This is a genomic window from Pseudoduganella sp. RAF53_2 (assembly GCF_052113985.1).
GTDB lineage: Bacteria > Pseudomonadota > Gammaproteobacteria > Burkholderiales > Burkholderiaceae_D > Rugamonas.
Genome location: NZ_JBFRDW010000023.1, coordinates 1 through 20,026, shown reverse-complemented (window position 1 = coordinate 20,026; position 20,026 = coordinate 1). Strand labels below are relative to the sequence as shown.

Annotated in this window: 19 protein-coding genes and 1 pseudogene; 9 read left to right on the top strand and 11 right to left on the bottom strand. The window is 62.5% G+C overall.

Annotation, left to right across the window (positions count from 1 at the left end; all coding sequences use genetic code 11):
- The first annotated feature begins 351 nt into the window (after window positions 1-351).
- Entirely contained in the window at window positions 352-606 is a 255-nt protein-coding gene (locus tag AB4Z11_RS02795) for a DUF6966 domain-containing protein (RefSeq protein WP_442022682.1), read from the top strand.
- A 4-nt stretch (window positions 607-610) separates the two neighbouring features.
- Here the strand turns inward: AB4Z11_RS02795 and AB4Z11_RS02790 are convergent, their stop codons facing one another.
- From AB4Z11_RS02790 to yfcF, 5 genes are all read right to left on the bottom strand, one after another.
- Window positions 611-2,701: a TonB-dependent receptor family protein gene (locus tag AB4Z11_RS02790; protein ID WP_442022681.1), complete on the bottom strand. Its 2,091-nt coding sequence runs from the start codon at window positions 2,699-2,701 to the stop codon at window positions 611-613.
- Between the two features lie 312 nt (window positions 2,702-3,013).
- Window positions 3,014-3,313 (bottom strand): hypothetical protein, encoded by a 300-nt coding sequence (locus AB4Z11_RS02785; protein ID WP_442022680.1) that lies wholly within the window; start codon window positions 3,311-3,313, stop codon window positions 3,014-3,016.
- 291 nt (window positions 3,314-3,604) lie between these two features.
- Window positions 3,605-4,561, bottom strand: coding sequence for a lipoyl synthase (gene lipA / locus AB4Z11_RS02780; RefSeq protein ID WP_442022679.1), 957 nt, complete (start codon window positions 4,559-4,561; stop codon window positions 3,605-3,607).
- A 9-nt stretch (window positions 4,562-4,570) separates the two neighbouring features.
- Window positions 4,571-5,239, bottom strand: coding sequence for a lipoyl(octanoyl) transferase LipB (lipB, locus tag AB4Z11_RS02775; protein ID WP_442022678.1), 669 nt, complete (start codon window positions 5,237-5,239; stop codon window positions 4,571-4,573).
- A gap of 147 nt (window positions 5,240-5,386) precedes the next feature.
- Window positions 5,387-6,016, bottom strand: a complete 630-nt coding sequence (gene yfcF, locus AB4Z11_RS02770; protein WP_442022677.1) for a glutathione transferase — start codon at window positions 6,014-6,016, stop codon at window positions 5,387-5,389.
- Window positions 6,017-6,115: 99 nt separating this feature from the next.
- Between yfcF and gcvA the strand changes: the two genes are divergently transcribed.
- Window positions 6,116-7,009 (top strand): transcriptional regulator GcvA, encoded by an 894-nt coding sequence (gcvA, locus tag AB4Z11_RS02765; protein ID WP_442022676.1) that lies wholly within the window; start codon window positions 6,116-6,118, stop codon window positions 7,007-7,009.
- Here the strand turns inward: gcvA and AB4Z11_RS02760 are convergent, their stop codons facing one another.
- The 4 genes from AB4Z11_RS02760 to AB4Z11_RS02745 all read right to left on the bottom strand — a co-directional run bounded on the left by AB4Z11_RS02760 (window position 7,010) and on the right by AB4Z11_RS02745 (window position 9,778).
- Window positions 7,010-7,285, bottom strand: coding sequence for a DUF493 family protein (locus AB4Z11_RS02760; RefSeq protein WP_442022675.1), 276 nt, complete (start codon window positions 7,283-7,285; stop codon window positions 7,010-7,012). It abuts the gene before it with no gap.
- A gap of 91 nt (window positions 7,286-7,376) precedes the next feature.
- Entirely contained in the window at window positions 7,377-8,138 is a 762-nt protein-coding gene (locus tag AB4Z11_RS02755; protein ID WP_442022674.1) for a hypothetical protein, read from the bottom strand.
- A gap of 35 nt (window positions 8,139-8,173) precedes the next feature.
- Entirely contained in the window at window positions 8,174-8,953 is a 780-nt protein-coding gene (locus AB4Z11_RS02750; RefSeq protein WP_442022673.1) for a DUF2491 family protein, read from the bottom strand.
- Window positions 8,954-8,956: 3 nt separating this feature from the next.
- A complete protein-coding gene (locus AB4Z11_RS02745) occupies window positions 8,957-9,778 on the bottom strand; it encodes a hypothetical protein (RefSeq protein ID WP_442022672.1) in 822 nt (273 codons plus the stop codon).
- 121 nt (window positions 9,779-9,899) lie between these two features.
- Here AB4Z11_RS02745 and AB4Z11_RS02740 point away from each other — a divergent pair, with 121 nt between their 5' ends.
- A complete protein-coding gene (locus AB4Z11_RS02740; RefSeq protein ID WP_442022671.1) occupies window positions 9,900-10,367 on the top strand; it encodes a phage regulatory CII family protein in 468 nt (155 codons plus the stop codon).
- A 170-nt stretch (window positions 10,368-10,537) separates the two neighbouring features.
- Here AB4Z11_RS02740 and AB4Z11_RS02735 read toward each other — a convergent pair whose 3' ends face one another.
- Window positions 10,538-12,643, bottom strand: a complete 2,106-nt coding sequence (locus AB4Z11_RS02735) for a DUF6600 domain-containing protein (RefSeq protein ID WP_442022670.1) — start codon at window positions 12,641-12,643, stop codon at window positions 10,538-10,540.
- Window positions 12,644-12,803: 160 nt separating this feature from the next.
- Window positions 12,804-13,448, bottom strand: a complete 645-nt coding sequence (locus tag AB4Z11_RS02730; RefSeq protein WP_442022669.1) for a LysE family transporter — start codon at window positions 13,446-13,448, stop codon at window positions 12,804-12,806.
- A gap of 87 nt (window positions 13,449-13,535) precedes the next feature.
- Between AB4Z11_RS02730 and AB4Z11_RS02725 the strand changes: the two genes are divergently transcribed.
- From AB4Z11_RS02725 to AB4Z11_RS02700, 6 genes and pseudogenes are all read left to right on the top strand, one after another.
- Window positions 13,536-14,483 carry a DUF808 domain-containing protein gene (locus AB4Z11_RS02725; protein WP_442022668.1) on the top strand — a complete coding sequence of 316 codons (948 nt, stop codon included), beginning with the start codon at window positions 13,536-13,538 and terminating at the stop codon, window positions 14,481-14,483.
- A 30-nt stretch (window positions 14,484-14,513) separates the two neighbouring features.
- Window positions 14,514-14,648 (top strand): annotated as a pseudogene (locus AB4Z11_RS02720) (YiaA/YiaB family inner membrane protein); the annotation flags it as partial.
- Window positions 14,649-14,713: 65 nt separating this feature from the next.
- Entirely contained in the window at window positions 14,714-16,339 is a 1,626-nt protein-coding gene (locus AB4Z11_RS02715; protein ID WP_442022667.1) for a methyl-accepting chemotaxis protein, read from the top strand.
- A gap of 19 nt (window positions 16,340-16,358) precedes the next feature.
- Entirely contained in the window at window positions 16,359-17,747 is a 1,389-nt protein-coding gene (gene hemN, locus AB4Z11_RS02710) for an oxygen-independent coproporphyrinogen III oxidase (protein WP_442022666.1), read from the top strand.
- Window positions 17,744-18,463: a sulfite exporter TauE/SafE family protein gene (locus AB4Z11_RS02705; RefSeq protein ID WP_442022665.1), complete on the top strand. Its 720-nt coding sequence runs from the start codon at window positions 17,744-17,746 to the stop codon at window positions 18,461-18,463. Before hemN ends, AB4Z11_RS02705 begins: the two co-directional genes overlap by 4 nt.
- A partial coding sequence (locus tag AB4Z11_RS02700; protein WP_442022664.1) for a heavy metal translocating P-type ATPase occupies window positions 18,451-20,026 on the top strand: 1,576 nt, incomplete at its 3' end. The genes AB4Z11_RS02705 and AB4Z11_RS02700, both read left to right, overlap by 13 nt.

Genomic DNA, 20,026 nt, shown 5'->3' with positions numbered 1-20,026 from the left:
GCGTGCAGGAAACCGTTGGGAGCGAGGTGGAACCTGGAGATTTCCATGTCCGCTGTGCAGAGTCCTTCGCCGACTTCAGTGATGCGGATGTTGAGGTGATCGGGCAGAGTGCCCTTGGCGAATTTGTTGGCGTACTCTGCGGTGAAATCCGGATTCATGCGCTGCTCCTTCTAAAGGTTGAATGATATCAACCTTTTCATTTTGTGGAGGAAGCCGCGGCCGAAACAAGGTAGACTAGCGCAATGCCGCATGCCTTTCGTCTCACAAGGATGGAAGGCCCGGACAGGCAAAGCTCACAAGGTGAATTCACGCAACTTTTGGCCCTGCGCGGGCCTTGACGGAGAACAACCTATGAACGAGAAAGAGCAGCTGTCCAGCATCGTGCAGCGCATGGAAGACCTACTCGAAAACAACCGCCAGACCGACTGGGCGCGCCTGCTTGGCCGCGCCCGCGCACTCAGCGTGATGGATTGCTCGGCGGCAAAAGGCGAGATTCTGCACTACTTCGGCGGCGCCGGCTCGATGAGCGACCTGAAGATCAATCCTGAATTTACTGCGCTGCGTACCGAACTGTACGACCTGTGCTACGGCGAGCAGCGCCAGTAATCAATCAATACGCCACGCGCAGCTGCACATAGGCTGTGCGTGGCGCACCTACCATGCGTCCCGCATTGCCGTCCACGTTACGGGTGAAATAGCGCTTGTCCGCCAGATTATTGACGCCAAGCATTACTTCGTAGCCCGACATGCGCGGCATCTTCCAGTTCACTTGTGCGTTCCACAGACGGAAGCCAGGGATCACGCCTGCCGCCGCGTTGGCGGCTTCGGTCACGGTATTGGTCAGATCCGAATACTGCTTGCTCTGGTGGGTGCTGGACAGGTTCAGCGTCCAGTCGCCGATGGCATAGYGCGCGCCGATGGTGTCCGTATTACGCGAGTAGAACGGCACGTCCAGACCGGCCGTGGTGCCGGACTCCTGGATCGCCTTGGTCCAGGTGTAGTTCGCGAACACGTTCAGGCCCGCCAGCACGCTCGCTTCATCAAAGCTGTAGTCGATCGCCGATTCCACGCCATCGTGCTTGGTGGCGCCGATATTCTGGAATACGGCCGGATTGGAGCCCGTCACCTGCAGAATCTGGTTGTCGAACTTCAGGCGGAAGGCGGTCAGCTCAGCGCTGATCTGGCCATTCTTCCAGCGGCCGCCGATTTCGTAGGTGCGGGCCAGCTCAGGCTTGAGCGGATTGGCCGCCGTCTGAGAGTTCAGCTGGATGTTCTGCACCGGACCAAACGAGGTGGTGTAGTTGGTGAACACGGTCAGCGCCGGGTTGACCAGGTAAGCGATGTTCAGCGATGGCAGCGCCTTGTTGTTGTCCGTGCTGAAGGTGGACTTGGCGCTCACGTCCAGGCGGTCGGAGCTGATGCGCTCGAAACGCACGCCCGGCGTGATGCGCCACTTGCCGTAGGCGATGCGATCGTCCACGTAGAAGGAATGGGCGTCGGTGCTGTTATCGAAGGAGGTCGTTGCACCATCCTTATCGGCCGCTACGGTGTGAATGAAGGTATTGTCGTCGCCGCGCTCGCGCAGGAATCGGTAGCCGGCGGTCACATCGTGCGTCAGGTTGCCGGTGGCGAAGCGCTGGGTATAGCGCGGTTCGATGCCGAGCACCTGGTAGTTACGCGGCTGCACAGTGATCTGGGTTTTCGCCGCATTGATCAGGGAGCTCTGGCGGAAACTCTCGTTGTAGTACGCCTTGACCTCGAATTCCTGGGTGGCCGAGATGGTGTTCWGATAGCCAACGTCGGCGCCCTTGCGGTCGCCGTTCCAGAAGTCGGTAGGACGGGTGTTCTGGAATGGATCGGCGTTGTATTGCGCCACCGTCAGACCGCCCGGCGTAAAGGACTTCACATCGTAGTAGCTCAGCTTGCCGTACACCTGGCTGTGCTGGTCGATCTTGTAGCGCCACTTGAAGGCGAAGTCGTTCACCTTCTCATCGGTGCCAACACGCCATTCGCCGCCGCTCATGCCGGAATACATCAGGGCGACGCCAAGGCCGTTGTCCAGCTGGTCCGCCAGGAAGGCGCTGTACTGGGTGTTGTGGCCGCCCTGGCTGAAGTCGCCATAGCGCACCGTCGCTTCACCGACGACGCCCGGCGCGTCCGGAATGGAACGGCTGCGGAAGTTGATGATGCCGCCCACGTTCTGCGGGCCGTAGCGCACTGCGCCGCCGCCGCGCACCACATCCACGGATTCGATATTGTTCAGGCTGACCGGCGCGAAGGACAGCTGCGGCTGGCCGTAAGGCGCCACTGCCAGCGGAATGCCGTCCAGCAGCACAGTCGAGCGCGGCGAGTAGCGTCCCGTCAGACCGCGCACGCCGATGTTCAGCGAAATCGCGCTGCCGGCGGTGCCCGAGTTTTCCGTCGCCTGCACGCCGGGAATACGGCGCAGCACGTCGCCAATGGTCGAGGCGCCGGAGTTATCGATGTCTTCCTTCTGCAGCACCGTGCGCGCGCCAGGGAAGCTCTTCACGCTGTTCTGCAAGCCCGAACCGAGCCAGCTGCCGGTGATCGTAATCGACTCCATCGGCGCCTCCTCAGCCTGCTGCGCGTACACGGCCGGCGCGGCCAGTAGCACCACTGCTGCGGCGATCAGGGATGGTTTGAACGGGAGGACGGAAGCTGCGGAACGTGAACGGGACATGATTAGGCGCAAACTTGACAACAAATGAGAATGATAATACTTCTCATTTGCAAGTTCTGTCAATCCCGGCCTTTGGTAAACTGGCCCGATGGGAGGGCACGCATGCACCTGAGTCTGTGGCACATCTATCTATTGTCGTTCCTCGTCGGAATAGCCGCGGGATACTTTATCAAGCACCGTTGGATAAGTTATCCCCTGGGTTGCCTTGGAGGATGGCTGCTCATTGTTTCTCCCGGATTGCTTGCCATGCTGAGCGCCAATACGGCCGACGCGGCAGGGGCGGCCGAGTGGGTCTTCTGGCTAGTACCCGCTTTACCGATCGCGGCCTGCTGGGGCATTGGCGGCATTTTTATCGGTCGCGTTGTGAAGAATGGGCGAATAAACCAGCCTTAGTGCCGAGGGCAGCTTGCGGGCTACGATATGCTGCTGTCGCAGTTTTTTCTGCAATTTTTTTTCGCCTCCAAATGTCCGGACGAGGCGATCGGCATGATCGCGAGCGAGCGCATCAGCACTGTCGTACCGCGGACCTGACAACGGCTCGCGTAAAAACCGCGGCGCAGACTCATCTGCGCACGCCGTCATAACCCTGGATATGTCCGGCAGGATTGCCATGCTTCGCTGGCTGGAAGATGAGAAGTCCACAACTCCTGGCTTCACCGAGGTGCATGCGGGTATGTACACCAGCGGCGACTAGTGCAATGCCTATGAACTTCGCGCATCGGCCTTTGCTGATGCCGCCTGCGCTTTGCCCGCAGCTCGTTGGCGAACTTATCGACGTCAATCATGCGTTCCTTCCGCAACAAAGTTGGGAAGGTCAGTATCGGTCTAAGCTGCGGGGGGGGATTTTGAGGTAGGACAACGCCAGGGCCGCAAGAAAAGCGGCCCTGGGTGAGGCAGGTCAAATTACGCTTGTTCGAGCAAGCCGTGGGCTTGCTCGTCGGCGTGGTAGGAGGAGCGGACCATGGCGCCGACGGCGGCGTGGGCGAAGCCCATTTTATACGCTTCTTCTTCGAACATCTTGAACACGTCCGGGTGCACGTAGCGGCGCACCGGCAGGTGGCTGTTGGACGGTGCGAGGTACTGGCCGATGGTCAGCATGTCGATGTCGTGCTCGCGCATGTCGCGCATCACTTGCAGGATCTCTTCGTCGGTCTCGCCCAGGCCAACCATCAGGCCGGACTTGGTCTTCACGTGCGGGTACATGGCCTTGAAGTCCTTGAGCAGCTTCAGCGAGTGCAGGTAGTCCGCACCCGGACGCGCTTCCTTGTACAGGCGCGGCACGGTTTCCAGGTTGTGGTTCATCACGTCCGGCAGGCCGTCGGCGAAGATGTTCAGGGCTTTTTCCAGGCGGCCGCGGAAGTCCGGCACCAGCACTTCGATCTGGGTCTTCGGCGACAGTTCCTTGGTCTTGGTGATGCACTCGACGAAGTGGCCGGCGCCGCCGTCGCGCAGGTCGTCGCGGTCAACGGAAGTAATCACGACGTAGCTCAGTCGCAGCTTGGCGATGGTGTTGGCCAGATTCTGCGGCTCATTCACGTCCAGCGGATCAGGACGGCCGTGGCCCACGTCGCAGAACGGGCAGCGGCGSGTGCACTTGTCGCCCATGATCATGAAGGTCGCGGTGCCCTTGCCGAAGCATTCGCCGATATTCGGGCAGCTTGCCTCTTCGCACACGGTGACCAGCTTGTTTTCGCGCAGGATGTCCTTGATCTCGAAGAAGCGCGAGGATTGGGAAGCAGCTTTAACGCGAATCCAGTCAGGCTTCTTCAGGCGCTCCACCGGCTCGATCGGGATGATCTTGATGGGAATGCGCGAAGTTTTGTCGGCGCCTTTTTGCTTGTCACTTGGGTTGTAGGTCATAGCTGCTTCTCAGGTAGTTTCAGTTTCGGCGACATCCAACAGCCGCACCAGCTCTTGGGCCAGCGCGTCCTGCACGTCGGCCAGGGGCGCTTCCACGCCCATCGTGCGCATGTCGACCGTTTCCAGGCCGGCATAACCGCAGGGATTGATCCAGGTGAAGGGGGACAGGTCCATCCCCACATTCAGCGAAACGCCGTGGTAGGTGCAGCCATTGCCGCGTACCTTCAGGCCCAGGGCGGCGATTTTCGCGCCTTTTTTGGGTCCCTCGGCGATGTAGATGCCTGGCGCGCCTTCGATGCGCTCGCCGGCAAGATTATACGCTGCCAGCACATTGATAATCGCCTGCTCGATTTTGTGCACAAACTGGCGGGCAAACAGCTTGCCGCCCGGCTTGTTGCGGCGCAGGTCCATCATCAGGTAAATCACCACCTGGCCAGGGCCGTGATAGGTCACTTCGCCGCCGCGGTCGGTCTGCACCGTGGGAATCTGGGCAGCGCCAGCCAGCAGGTGGCCCTTGTCGGCGCCCAGGCCAAGCGTGAACACGGGCGGGTGCTCGACGATCCAGAGTTCGTCGGGCGTATCGGCCTGGCGCGCGTCCGTGAAGGCGCGCATGGCGGCGAAGGTGGGCTCGTATTCGGCGTGGCCGAGGTGGCGGATCACCGCCGGCTGAATCGACATCGGGACATTTCGTTGTTGAAAACGCCCCGCCATTATACTTGGCGCGCCCTGCCTCTGCTTAATGACTGAGCAGTTTCCTTGAACCCAAGGCAGAAACTGGTGGCAGGCACGGCGTGCCTGCCACCTGGGTTTGATTTGGGGTTGTTATCAAGCCGGCTGCAGGTTGATGTACTTTAGCCAATCTTGCAGGGAATCCCGCTGCCACTGGGTGGCAACGTAATCCTTCAGCTTTTGCGGCACCGGGTCGCCATTCATGACCAGGCGGCTGAGCATGATGGCCAGGTCCATATCGGCGATACACCAGCGCCCGAACAGGTACTGGCCGTCGATCACCTGCTCGGCCAGGCGGATCAGCTTGTCCGCTGCCGCCTGCGCCTCGCTGGAAAGCGGTTTCTCCGCACGGCGGTAAAACACCGTGTAAGTGCTGCGTTCTTCGCGCAATGCCTGCAAATCGCTGCGAATCCAGGCCTGGATCTGGCGGGCGATGGCGCGCTTCTGAGGTAAAACCGGGTACAGGGCCTTGTATTCAGGCGCCGGGAACATCTCGTCCAGGTATTCGTCGATGGCGCTGGACTCGGTCAGCATGAACTCGTTGTGCACCAGGCAGGGGACGCGGCCGGTCAGCGCCTTGCCGGTATATGCCAGCTCCTTGTTCTGTCCGGTGGTCAGGTCCACCGTCTCCAGTTCGAAATCCAGACCTTTTTCGCGCAAGGCGACGAAGGCGGAGATCGCGTAAGGACTGGTGAATTCGCTATCGACATACAGTTTGAGGCTCACGGCTGGCTCCGGCTAGTGTAGATTTATTCACATGGTAGGCCTTGAGCAGTGCATGCCAAAACGATATATTTTCGTTGTCCTTGTTAATTTTTCTCACACATGAGCGAGCTGCCGCGCCTGCCGAATTTCTCCGCCCTGCGCGCCTTCGAGGCGGCAGCACGGCATGAGAATTTTTCGCGCGCGGCGGAGGAGCTGTGCCTGACCCACGGCGCGATCAGCCACCAGGTGCGTGCGCTGGAGGAGGAACTCGGCGTCGTACTCTTCATCCGCAATGGCCGCCAAGTGCGCGTGACACCGGACGGCAAGCGCTTCGCCGAGGCGATCGCCCGCGCGGTGGATGACATCGCCCGCGCCGCCGAAACGCTGCGGCCGGCGGAAAACAGTATCCAGCGCCTGACCGTCACGTCCATTCCGTCGTTTGCGGCGCGCTGGCTGGCGCCGCGGCTGGGCGCTTTTATCGAGCAGCATCCGGATATCGAAGTCAGTTTGCAGGCCAGCAGCCAGTTGCAGGATCTGGTGCGGGAAGGCATCGACGTCGGCATCCGCTTCGGTCAGGGACGCTATCCGGGCCTGGTTTCCGAGCGCTTGATGGGCGAGATCTACTATCCCGTAGTGAGCCCACACTATCGTCATGGATCGCTACCTGTCGAGCCACGCGATCTGGCGAACGCCGTTCTGCTGCGCTCGGATGAACCCTGGATGCCCTGGTTCAAGGCGGCCAAACTACCGCTGGCGGAGCCATCCGGCGGCGTGCTGTACGAGGATTTGTCGATGCTGATCCGCTCAGCCGTGGACGGCGATGGGGTGGCGCTGGTGCGCCATGTGGTGGCGATGCAGGAGATCGCGTCCGGACAGCTGATCCGGCTGTTTGATATTACGGCACCCTGTCCGGAGAACTATTACCTCGTCAGTCCGCAGGGCGCCTACGGCAAGCCTCAGGTGCGGGCCTTCCGCGACTGGCTGAAAGCCGAAATCGCGAAAGCCCAGCCCTGATTACATGACGATTTTCACCATCGGGTGGCCGGACAGCTCGGTGTAGAGTGCGTCGAGCTGCTCGCGGCTGATAGCGCGCACGGTCACGGTCAGACCGGTGAAATTGCCCTTGGCGGACGGGCGGGCTTCGATCTTGCCTTCGTGGCAGGTCGGGTCATGCTTGAGCACCACTTCCAGGATGGTGGGGGCAAAGGCGTCGTGAGTCGGGCCCATCACCTTGATCGGGAAGTCGCTCGGGTACTCGATGAGGGACTCTTCAGGTGGGATCGCTTTCATATTCTTTCCAAAAATAAAGGCTGGCGCGCACAGCACGCGCCAGCCTCTATTTTAGCGTAGGGCGGATCATTGATCCGCCGCTGCGCATTTCTTACGCGGCGTTAGCCGACAGCCGCTTCAGCCGCTCCAGAGCGGACTCGCTGCCGGCGCCCGGCTGGGTCACCGACTTGCGGATGGCATCAATCTCGGCCGCCTGGTCGTAAGGGCGCTGGCCGATGTCGGACACGATTTTCATGCCCTCGGCCTCGTTCGAGATCTGCTGCGCACGCTTGGTCAGCGCGTTCAAGGCGCTGGTGTTGCCGCGCATGCCGGCCAGACTGGACAACTGCTCCTGGCGCTCGGCGCGTACGGATTGCAGATCGCGCTGCGCTCTGGCGGAAGCCAGGGCTTGCATCGCCTTTTTGGCAGCTGCGTCGAAGTCGGCCAACTGCTGAGACAGCGCATCGACGATCTTTTGCAGCTCGTCCATGTAGGCCTGGGCATCGGCTTCCTCCTGGATTTCCTGCGGCAGGCGGTTCTTGTTGGCTTCCAGCTCGTCGCAGAACAGGTTGATGGTCGCTTCCGAGATCTGGCCGGCCGCCAGACGCTCGCCCAAGGTTCCGGCAGCTTTTTCGTCGGTGGCGATCAGTTCGCGCAGGCGGATCACATCCTTGCGCTCCTTGTCGAAGGAAGCGCGGGCGGAGGCCAGTTTCTGCGCGGCGCTACGCAAGGTGTCGGCAAGACGGTCGCGATCGGCCTCGGTCGCGGTTTCCGGATCAAAGCTGGCAATGGCCTCGGACACGCGGTCGCCCAGCGCGCCGAAATGCTTGGAGATCAGTCGTGCGGTCAGTGCCCAGCCATTCGAGTTGCTCATTTGCTTTCCTTTCAGTGGTGGATGATGTGCGGCGGTCATTGAATGACCAGCCGTTCCTGCTCAACAGGTATTCCAACGACGAAATCGACGTGAATACCTCGTTTTCTTGCATCGCCGTTCACGCTCTGGACAATTTCCGTCGTGACCAGCAAATACTCCTTGCCGCCGTCGCGCAGCTCACGCACATAGGGCATGTAGTAAAGATGCTGCTTCAGGCCGYTCATGCCCTGCGCGTCGTCCAGGCGGGTTTCAGTGCCGGTGTAGGGCGGCACGAAAACTTCATTGGCATCGCCGGCGTCGCGCTGGTAATCGATGGCTTCTTCGCTGCCAAACACCAGTTCCAGCGCAGACTCTTCCAGCCCGACTTCCCGCAGCTGCTCGCGCCAGACCGAGTAATTGCGATCGCCGAGTCCGCTGCCGTTGGCGCCCGTGTAGGCGTCCTGGTCGGCGATAGACTCCGGCACGACGCGCACCAGACCGCTGCAATACAGAATTTCCTTCACTTCGCCCTGGGAATCCGCGTAAAGCTGCAGGAACTTTTCCTCACCTTCGTTGTCGCCGGTCGCCAGGTAGTAGCGGTAGAGACGGCCGGACATGGTCAGCTTCATCTGCGAAATGGCCACGATGCGGGTGTCCGCTTCGTCCGGCAGCGCGATCAGCGAACCGGACGTATTGGCACGCAGCAGCGGCGACAGTTGCAGGCTGACCAGACTGCCGATACGGGCTTGCATCGGCAGGCCAAGGTCTTGCTGTTCGGTCTCCGTATCGCGGCGAACATTGCTGCGCAGATAGCCGATTGCATCTTTCCAGCCCATGACTCAGTTCCTTTCAAACGAATAGTTAGCGTTCTTTTTCGCCGACTTGTTGCGGCGCCAGCCAATCCACAGCAACCAGGCGAAGCCGAAGATCAGCAGCGCCCAGGTCAGCGTACGAATCGTGCTGCGCTCCTGCTTGGCTGCCGGAGCCGTGCTCGGCAGCGACTGGGCGACGCCACCGGCGGCGTCATTGCTTACGGCACCGGTGGCGGCGTCATCCGTCGAGATCGTGGTCGTGCTTGGCGCGGACGACGGCGCAGGAGCAGGCACGGTCTGAGCGCGCGACAGCGCATGGCTGCCCAGCAGGTAGCCGCCCAGCCCCCACAGCCACGGGCTGCTGCCGCTACGCTCGCGGATCACGACCGGCGCGGGCGACATTGGTGCGCCAGCCTGGCCGTAGCCGCTGTAACTGCTGCCGCCGGGCTGCACCGGATTCAGCGGTGGCAGCGCGGTAGTGCCATGGTTGGCCGCGCTGGAGCCAGCCGCGCCGGAGCCGTTACTGCCGGACGAAGCAGTCGAGCTGTTACGCGAGTCCCAGTTGCGCAGTGCGCGGTCCTGCGAGGCGCGCTGGTCCAGGTCACGCGAGGCGGCCGAGCTGCCGCGTACGCTATCCTGCTTGCTGGCGGGCGCTGCATCCGGCTTGCGCGAACCGAAGCTGCCGAATGAGGGCTGCTTGGGCGCTGCGGAACTTCTTGCCGCCGCGCTCTTTTGCGACGAAAATCCGCCTCGGAACGACGAGCCGCCGGGACGCGCATCGGCCACGGACATCGTGGCCAAAGGCAGGAGCAGCGCGAGTACCAGGGCATTGCGAAGACGCTTAATCATGGTCTTTCACCGTTGTCGGTTAATAAGAAAAGCTTGCGATGAAGGTCAGCTTATCGTTCGCACAACATAAAATCATCGGTAATAAAAGGTCCGCTTCACCATGACTCGCAAGTACTTAGACATGAATCAACACGATGCGCTGTACAAGGTCGCCCGCGGTTATCCGGGCGGGCTGGACGCGCTGGCGCAATGCATGGGCATCTCCGTGAACGTGCTGCGCAACAAGCTGGCACCGAGCATCGCCTCGCACTACCCGTCCTTTGAGGAGGTGTCGGCCATCCTGGAGCACTGCCGTTCCGCCGGCGTGCCGGATGCGATGCTGCCGCTGCATGCGCTGCTGAACCGCCACGGCATGGCGGCTTTCGTGGTGCCGGTGCCGGATGAAGTGGGCAGCGATGACCTCTCGCAGACCGTCTGCCGCGTCATGGCGCAGGTGGGTGCGGTGGCGGAGGCGGTTTCCGACGCACTGCTGGACGGCAAGGTGACCGAGGCTGAAGCCGACCTGATCGAGAAGGAATTTCACGGCGCGCTGTCCGCGCTGGGCGAGTGGCGCGAGCGCATCCGCCAGCGGGCGCRCGAGCAGAAATAAAAAAAGGCCAGCTCCTGTTAAGGGAGCCGGCCAAAGACTAATTTGCAGGAATTAGTCGGGACAAAGCGGTGATGAATCAAACGGTACAGAAATGTACCCTTCATTCGCTACGGCTTTGTGACAAAGCGCAAGAATCGGCGGCTGGTCCGCCGATTTTTGAGGTTAAACGGTTACCGCGAATTTTCGCGTCCGCGCTTGTCGTCCCGATCGCCACCGCGTTCGTGGCGCTCCTCGCGCCGCGGCTGCGGCTGTTCATGTGCTTGCTGCGGCTGCGGTGCAGGCATTGCCTGGCGCGGTGCTTGTTGCGGCTCCGGACGCGGCTGGCTGATCTGCACCGGCGGACGGTTGTCGCGCGCTTCGCGAATCTCACGCGCCTGCGCTTCACGGCGCTCGCGGTCGCGATTCTGCATTTCCTCGCGATTGCGCATTTCCTGCTGYTGGCGGGCGTTGCGTTCCTCGGCCTGCTGGCGGGCATTACGTTCTTCCGCTTGCTGGCGCGCGTTGCGCTCGTCGGCCTGCTGGCGTGCCATGCGATCCCGATCCGCGGCCTGGCGCGCATTGCGATCGCGCTCCTCGGTCTGCTGACGTGCCATGCGGTCCCGGTCCGCGGCCTGGCGCGCGTTGCGGTCACGCTCCTCGGCCTGCTGACGCGTATTGCGATCGCGTTCTTCAGTCTGCTGGCGTGCCATCCGGTCACGCTCTTCCGCTTGCTGGCGGGCGGCAGGCGGCGGCGTCGTRCTCAGGATGCCTTGCTGCGGCTGCGGCGCCGGCACCTRCCTCATACCTGCCTGCGGATTGGTGCTGATCACATTACGCGGCTGCTCGAAGCGCTGCTCGGCGCCCCGCTCCTGGCGCTGTTCGCGCTGTTGCTCATTACGCTGCTGCTGATTATCGGCGCGGATGCGGTCGCGCCACTGGTCACCGCGGTTCTCCACACCCCGGTTGTCCCGCTGCTGGTTCTCACGCTCACGTTCGCGCCAGTCCGGACGCCCTGCGACATTCCCCGGACGCACCGGCGCAGTAATTTGCGGCCTTGGTGCAGGAGCCTGCGGCACATTGCGAATCTGTGCCGGCGTCACCTGGCCGCGCGGCACATTGGCCACGGAGATTGAACGGCGATGTTCGAACTGGTCGCGCGGCAGCACGGTCACACCATCGCGGCGTCCATCGTGGTTGCGGTCGACCCAGCGCTCCTGCCAGCGGTCATCGCTGCGGTGGCGCCAGGCCACACGGTTTTCATACACGGTGGTCACGCGGTAAGACGGTACGAAGTGGTCGCGCGGCGTCAGCGGATACCAGCCCACGCCCGGACCCGAGCGGCTACCGAAAGTCACGCTCCAATTGGCACCGCCAACCCAGCCCACCAGCGCCGGCGCCCACACAGGACGGCCCTGCCAGCGGCCCGGTGCCCAGCACCAGCGGTTATTCACCACGACCCAGCGGCCGTAGTGGAAAGGTGCATAACCCCAGGGCGAGTTATCGACCCAGGTCCAGCCCCAGGGATCAACCCACACCCAGCGGCCATCGCGATATGGCGCCCAGCCCACCGGCACCAGGCGTGGGGTCCACAGAGCGCCATATTCGTTGTTATCGGCCCAGCTGCCGTACTGGTCCAACTCTTCGTAGCCGGTGACGTCGGTGGGAATGTAGCGGGTGGCAGGCAAGCCTTCCTCGCGGCGGTCGCGTGTCTGCACCCAGTCGTCGAAGCGGTCGCGCACCGCCAGGCTGGTGTAAAACTCGTCGCCGCGCACTTCGATGCGCTTGCCGCTGCCGCCGGTGACCATTTCGTTACCCGACTGCACTTGCGCTGCGCCCGCCAGCACGGAGACTACGGTGGTATCCGGCGCGCGTTCGGTATCGACACGCACCGTGCCGGGCTGGGTCATGACGACGCGCGCTTGCGGCGTGGTCAGGTCGAAGCCGCCCAGATCCTGGCCATCGCGAATGCGCACACTGGCCGTGCCGTAGTTCAGGCGCAGACGCATGCTCTCTTCGTCCAGCGCGATGATTTCAACGTCGGAATCGCCGTCCACGCGCACGGCCGAGGAGCCGATGCGGAACTCCGCGCGCGCGCCTGGGGCGGTGGTGACATGGTTGCCCGTGGTGACCGGCCAGTTCAACAGGTTGCCGGTTTGCTCGTCGCCGTTGGCGTCCAGGGTGACCTGGCCTTCGACCACGGACATGCGTCCCACGCGCGTAGGCGGATCGGCCAAAGCCAGCGACGACACTGCCACCAGCGCCGCCAGTAGCAGGAAATGCACAATCTTGCGCTTCATGTCTCCACTCCGATAGTGTTTTTGTTTTCATTTAACGCTTGAAAACGTAACTCGACGACGTCCGTTACAAATGTTTGCAAAGGACCCGGAGCGAAGAAAACCCAAGGCGTGAGGCGGGTGGCTGCCACGGCGTGGCAGCCACCTGCTTGGCTTTGCGGTTTTAAGCGTGCGCCCCGCCGCGTTTGACGAAGAACAGGGCGGAGCCGATCAGCATCAGCAAACCGCCAAACACGCGATTCTGCTTTTTCAGCGCGCTGGCGTCGCGGAAGAAACGCTGCATCGACGATGCCAGGAAAGCATAGCTATGCATCACCGTCAGGTCGATAACGCACATGGTCACGGCCAGGATGCCCAGTTGCGGCAGCAGGGGCGCGCTCTGGGAAATGAACTGCGGCAGCACGGCCACCATGAAAATGATGCCTTTAGGGTTGGTAGCATTCGTCAGAAAACCAGTCAGCACACGCTTGCGGAAGGACGGCAGCACCGATTGCACGGTCACCCCCGCACGGTCGCCGATCTGCACCTTGGCGCGCCACTGGCACAGGCCAAGCCAGATCAGGTAGATCGCGCCAATCGTCTTCACCACATTGAATGCCACTTCCGATGCCAGCAGCAGCGAGCCGACGCCCGCGCCGGCAATCGCCAGCACCAGCAGCAGGCCTATTTGCAGGCCGAGAATGGTGGCGCTGGTCTTTTTCACGCCATAGGACAATCCATGCGACATCGACAGCACCGCGCCGGAACCCGGCGACACAGCAATGATGGCGGCGGCGATGACAAAGGTGATCCAGGTGGCGAAGCTCATGGCAATTCCCGACAGGCAAAAATTCCATTGTAGCTTGCCTCACCGCTCGTGTTAGATTGTCGGGATTTCATTCTTAGGAGTTTGCTAATGGCCGGTAGCAGCCTGCTCGCCTTGATCGACGATATCGCCACCATCCTGGACGACGTGGCCGCCATGAGCAAACTCGCGGCCAAAAAGACCGCAGGTGTACTGGGCGACGATCTGGCGCTGAACGCCGAGCAGGTAGCCGGCGTGCGCGCCGATCGCGAGTTGCCCGTGGTGATGGCGGTGGGCGTGGGTTCGCTGAAGAACAAGGCCATTCTGGTTCCCGCGGCGCTGGCCATCAGCGCCTTTGCTCCCTGGGCGATTACGCCGCTGCTGATGCTGGGCGGCGCCTACCTGTGCTTTGAAGGCTTCGAAAAGCTGGCACACAAATTCCTGCATAGCGAAGCGGAAGACGAACAGCATCACGCCGAGCTGACGGCCGCCGTGGCCGATGAAACAGTCGACCTGGTGGCGCTTGAGAAGGACAAAATCAAGGGCGCCATCCGCACCGATTTCATTCTGTCGGCGGAGATTATTGTGATTGCCCTCGGCACGGTGGCCAGCGCGCCATTCGGCCAGCAGGTGGCCGTGCTGGCTGGCGTGGCCGTGATCATGACCATCGGCGTGTATGGCATCGTGGCGGGTATCGTGAAGATGGACGACGCAGGCCTGTACCTGTGCCGCCTGAAGGGCGCCAGCGCCGCGGTGCACAAGTTGGGCGGGTTCCTGCTGGCGGCGGCGCCGAAGCTGATGAAATTCCTGTCGGTGGCCGGCACGCTGGCCATGTTCACGGTCGGCGGCAGCATTCTTTCCCACGGCATTCCCGCGCTGCACCACGCCGCCGAGCACGCAGCGGAAGCCGCAGGTGGCGTCGGCGGCATCGGCCCCGTGCTCGCCTTCCTGGCGTCCGTCGCGCTGGAAGCCATCATCGGCGTCGTCGCCGGCGCCCTCGTCCTCGCCGCCGTCACCCTCAGCAGCCGCCTCTTGCGCAGCCTCAAACGCCAGGGCTAATCCGCGCACCTGATCGACATTGCCGCCTGTCTCGCCGGGCTGTGGAATGCCGGGATGGCGCCGAGGGAAAAGGGGTTTTACGGCATGTCCTATGTGCTAAGCCTGTTCGCTGCGGTAGCCGTGCAGAAGAATGTTCGGGATATCGCGGCTCTGGGCCAAACTTGACCCAGATCAATTATTTTTTGGCCCCAAATCCCTAGACTGCACTCCTGTGAACTCAGGAGTGCGCCATGCGAGTTAATTTACCGGTAACGAATCAGGAAGTTGAGCTGGACGAGGATCAAGCCATCGTCTCGAAAACTGACTTGGACGGGAACATCACCTACATCAATCCCTATTTCGAGCAAGTCAGCGGCTTCACGTCCGAAGAGCTGATTGGCTCGCCACAGAATATCGTCCGCCACCCGGACATGCCGAAAGAAGCGTTTACAGACCTGTGGGCTTCCATTAAGGCCGGACTGCCGTGGACCGGCATCGTCAAGAACCGCTGCAAGAACGGCGGCTACTACTGGGTGCGCGCCAATATCACGCCGATCCGCGAGAACGGCCGCACCATCGGTTACATGTCCGTCCGCACCAAGGCCGAGCGCTCGCAGGTCGCCGCCGCTGAAGCAGCCTACCGCGAAATCCGCGAACACGGCACGCAGAGCATCACGATCAGGCATGGCCACGTCATCCATCGTGGTGTCGGCGGTTGGTTGGCGCGTCTGAGCCACGTCTCGCTGGCCATGCGCATCTGGGCCTGCACCAGCGTGACGAACGTGCTGCTGGCCGCCGTGTGCATCGCGAGTCTGTTCGGCGATGGCGGCGAGGCAGTCCGCTTCGGCATCTTTGGCGCTACGGCGATCGGCCTGCTGGTCAATGTCTTCCTGTGGCATACGCTGCGCGCCGGCATGCTGCAGCCATTGAGCCGCGCCCTGGATGGCGCCCGCCAGATCGCGGCGGGCGACCTGTCCGGCACCTTCGAGAGCGACAGCTCGGACGAAGTGGGCCAGCTGCTGCGCGCCCTGCAGCAAATGAACAGCAATCTGATCGCCACCATCCGCGACGTGCGTGTGAACGTGGAAACCATGGCGGTGGCCACGCGCCAGATCGCCGTCGGCAACCAGGACCTGTCCGGCCGCACCGAATCGCAGGCAGCCAGCCTGGAAGAGACTGCATCAAGCATCGAGCAGTTCTCGTCCACCGTCAAAGCCAATGCGGACAATTCGCAGCAGGCCAATATGCTGGCGCTGGCCGCCTCCGATGTGGCAGTACAGGGCGGCACCATCGTGGCCGACGTCATCGCCACCATGGACGAAATCAACAGCTCATCCCGGCGCATCGTGGACATCATCGCCCTGATCGAAGGCATCGCCTTCCAGACCAACATCCTGGCCCTGAATGCCGCCGTCGAAGCAGCACGGGCCGGCGAACAGGGACGCGGCTTCGCTGTCGTGGCAGGCGAAGTGCGGCATCTGGCGCAGCGCTCCTCCGCCGCGGCCAAGGACATCAAGCAGCTGATCGAAGTCTCGGTCGGCAAAGTGAGCGACGGCATGGAGCGCGCGCAGCGGGCCGGCACGACGATGGAGCAGGTGGTGTCATCGGTGAAGCGTGTCACCGAAATCATGCAGGAAATCTCGACCGCGTCCCGCGAGCAAAGCATCGGCGTGGACCAGGTCAACCAAGCCATCGCCCACATGGACCAGGTCACACAGCAAAACGCTGCGCTGGTCGAAGAAGCCGCCGCAGCAGCGAGCAGCCTGGCGGAAGAGGCTTTCGGTCTGACGCAAGCCGTCAGCCTGTTCAAGTTCGGCAAAGCAAGCCGCTCGCGCGCCGGCAAACGCCCGGCCGTGCTGCAGCTGGCCTCCGCCTGATATCCACCGGCACAGAATCATGAACGTCCAATTCGATGCAGACCTGATCAGCAAGCTAAGCATTTCCGGCCCGCGCTACACCTCTTATCCAACGGCTGACCGCTTCAACGCGGACTTCGGCTACGGGAATTTCCTCGAAGCGCTGGCGGAGCGCCGCCTGCGTGGCGGACGCGGTCCGCTGTCGCTGTATGTGCACGTGCCGTTCTGCGACACCGTGTGCTACTACTGCGCCTGCAACAAGATCGTGACCAAAGACCGCCGCAAAGCCGCGATCTACCTGGACTACCTGAAGCAGGAAGCGGAAATGCAGGCCAAACTGTTCGACGGCATGAAGCGCGTCGAACAGTTGCACTTCGGCGGCGGCACGCCAACCTATTTCAGCGACGAGCAGATGTCCGAGCTGATGGCGCACCTGCGCGAGTGCTTCGATTTTGCGCCGGATGAAGAAGGCGAATACTCGATCGAAATCGACCCGCGTACCGTGGACCGCGAGCGCGTGTTCTCGCTGCGCGCGCAAGGCTTCAACCGCGTCAGCCTCGGCGTGCAGGACTTCGATCCGGAGGTGCAGAAGGCCGYCAACCGTATCCAGCCCGCGGAAGAGACGCTGGCGGTGATGCAGGCCGCGCGCGACGCAGGTTTCCGCTCCATCAGCATTGATCTGATCTACGGCCTGCCGAAGCAAGGCATGGAATCGATGGAACGCACACTGGCGCAGGTGGTCGCCGCTGATCCGGACCGCATCGCGTTGTACAACTATGCGCACATGCCGCATCTGTTCAAGCCTCAGCGCCGTATCGCGGACAATGAGCTGCCATCGCCGGAAGCGAAGCTGGAAATGCTGGCGCTGGCCATCCAGCGCCTGACTGACGCCGGTTACATCTACATCGGCATGGACCATTTCGCCAAACCGAACGATGACCTGTCCGTGGCACAGCGCCAGGGCCGACTGCACCGGAATTTCCAGGGTTATTCGACCCATGCGGAAACGGACCTGGTGGCGCTGGGCGTGTCGGCCATCAGCTCGGTCAACGGCACCTACAGCCAGAACGAGAAAACGCTGGACGAATACTACGCGCGCCTGGATTCCGGCCGCCTGCCGATCTCGCGCGGCTATGCGCTGGATACGGACGATCTGCTGCGCCGCCTGGTGATTCAGATGCTGATGTGTAATTTCGAACTGTCGATGTCGGCACTGGAAGTGGCGTATCCGATCCGCTTCAAGCAGTATTTCGCCCAGGAGCTGGAGCGCCTGAACGAGTTCGCCGAAGATGGTTTGCTGACCATCGAAGATGACTGGATTTCCGTTACGCCGAAGGGCCGTCTGCTGATCCGCAATATCTGCATGGTGTTCGACCGCCACCTGAACCGTGCCACGCAGCAGCCGTTGCGCTTTTCGAGAACGATATGAACCTGTTGCCGGTCTTCGTCGTCGGGCTCGCGGGCAGCGTGCACTGCGCGGGCATGTGCGGCGGGATCGTCAGCGCTTTCAGTATGGCGCCGGGCCGCGTCATTCCCATCACGCCCGCCGGCGCCGCGCGCGGCCTGCCACGCGTACTGGCCTACAACACGGGGCGCATCGCCAGCTATGCGCTGGCTGGCGCACTGGCAGGTGGACTTGCAAATGGCGCGGCGGCGCTCGCCCACCTGGCTGCCTGGCAGACCGCCGCCTACTGGATGATGAATCTGATGTTAGCCTTGCTGGGCCTTTACCTGATGGATGCCTGGCATGGCCTCGCGCGTGTCGAAGCTGCCGGTGGTGTGTTGTGGCGGCACATTCAGCCCGCCCTGCGTCCGCTGGTGCCAATGGACACGCTGCCAAAGGCGCTTGCGCTGGGTGCAGCCTGGGGCTGGGTCCCGTGCGGCATGGTGTACAGTGTGCTGCTGACGGCAATACTGGGAGGTTCAGCGTTGAATGGCGCCGCCGTGATGGCGGCGTTTGGCCTCGGCACGCTGCCCATGTTGCTGGCCATGGGATTGCTGGGCGCGCGCCTGCGCGATTGGCTGCGCCGCCGCCAGGTGCGCGTGCTGGGCGGTCTGCTGGTGCTGGGCTTTGCCTTGCTCGGCCTCGCGCGCGCCGCGACCGGCGTGCAGCATGGCTGGATTGATGCCTTATGCCTGAGCTGAGTGATTGTTTCCACTGCGGCCTGCCTGTTCCTGCCGCATCCAGCTGGCGTGTGACGATCGACGGCACGGCGCAATCCATGTGCTGCCCTGGCTGCGCGGCGGTGGCGCAGACGATTGTCGATATCGGCCAGACAAGCTATTACCGTGAACGCACCGGCTATGCTTCCGCCGCCGGCGAAGCCGATGTGCCGCCGGAACTGAAGCTGTTCAATGATGATCCGCGCATCGTGTCCGATGGTGATGCCTGCGAGGCGACGCTACTGGTCGATGGCATTCGCTGCGCGGCTTGCGTATGGCTGATCGAGCATCGCTTGCGCCAGCTGAACGGCGTGGAGCAGGCCAGCCTGAATGTCGCGACCGAGCGGCTGTTCGTGCGCTGGCATAAGGATAAGGCTAGCGCTGCCGAGATCCTGCAGGCAGTGCGCAGCATCGGCTACAGCGCCTACCCCTACGATGCCGCGCGCCACAGCGCACAGTTACAGAAGGCCAGCAAAACATTAGGCCGGCAGCTGTTCGTGGCCGGGCTGTCGATGATGCAGGTGATGATGTACGTGGCGCCAGAATATATGGCGCAGGACGGCACGCTGGATGCCGATATGGCGGGCCTGATGCGCTGGGCCAGCCTGCTTCTGACTTTGCCTGCGATCGTCTATTCGGCGCAACCTTTCCTGCGTGGTGCGCTGGCCAGCTTGCGCGCGCGGGTGCTGGGCATGGACGTGCCGGTGGCGCTGGGCATTCTGGCCGCGTTCATCGGCAGTGCGGTGTCGACATTGCGCGGTACGGGCGAGGTGTATTACGACTCGGTCACGATGTTCATTTTCCTGCTGCTGTGCAGCCGCTATCTGGAGCTTTTCGCGCGGCGCAAAGCAGCGGTGGCGCTGGAGCGCATGCAGCACGGCCTGCCCGAATCAGCGTCGCGTCTCGCCGAGTGGCCCGCATCGCGTGAATGCAGCGTGGTGCCTGCCGGCGCACTGGACGCCGGCGATTTCGTGCTCGCCAGGGCAGGCGAGGCGATTCCGGCTGACTGTGTGCTGGTCGAAGGCGCGACCTCAGTCGACTTGGCGTTGCTGACTGGCGAGAGTGCGCCACAGCCTAAGCGCGAGGGCGAGGAAATTCCCGGTGGTGCAGTCAATGCGGGCAATCCTGTCGTGCTACGTGTGCTGCGTCCCGCGCGGGAGAGCACCTTGTCCGGGCTGCTCAAACTGATCGAGCAGGCGGGTAGCGCAAAGCCTGCCATTGCGCAGTGGGCGGATCGCGCGGCTTCCTGGTTCGTGTCAGCGCTGCTGCTGTTTGCGCTGGCGAGTTTTGCGTTCTGGTGGTGGCATGACGCAGCACGCGCGTGGCCGGTGGCGATTGCGGTGCTGGTAGTGTCCTGTCCCTGCGCGCTGTCACTGGCGACGCCTTCCGCGCTGGCTGCGGCCACCGACCGATTGCTGGGCGTGGGGGTGCTGATCGTGCGTCCGCACGTGCTGGAGACACTGCATCGCGCGACCCATGTCGTGTTTGACAAAACCGGGACGCTGACTGAAGGGCGTCCAGCTGTGCAACGCATTGAGCCTGCGC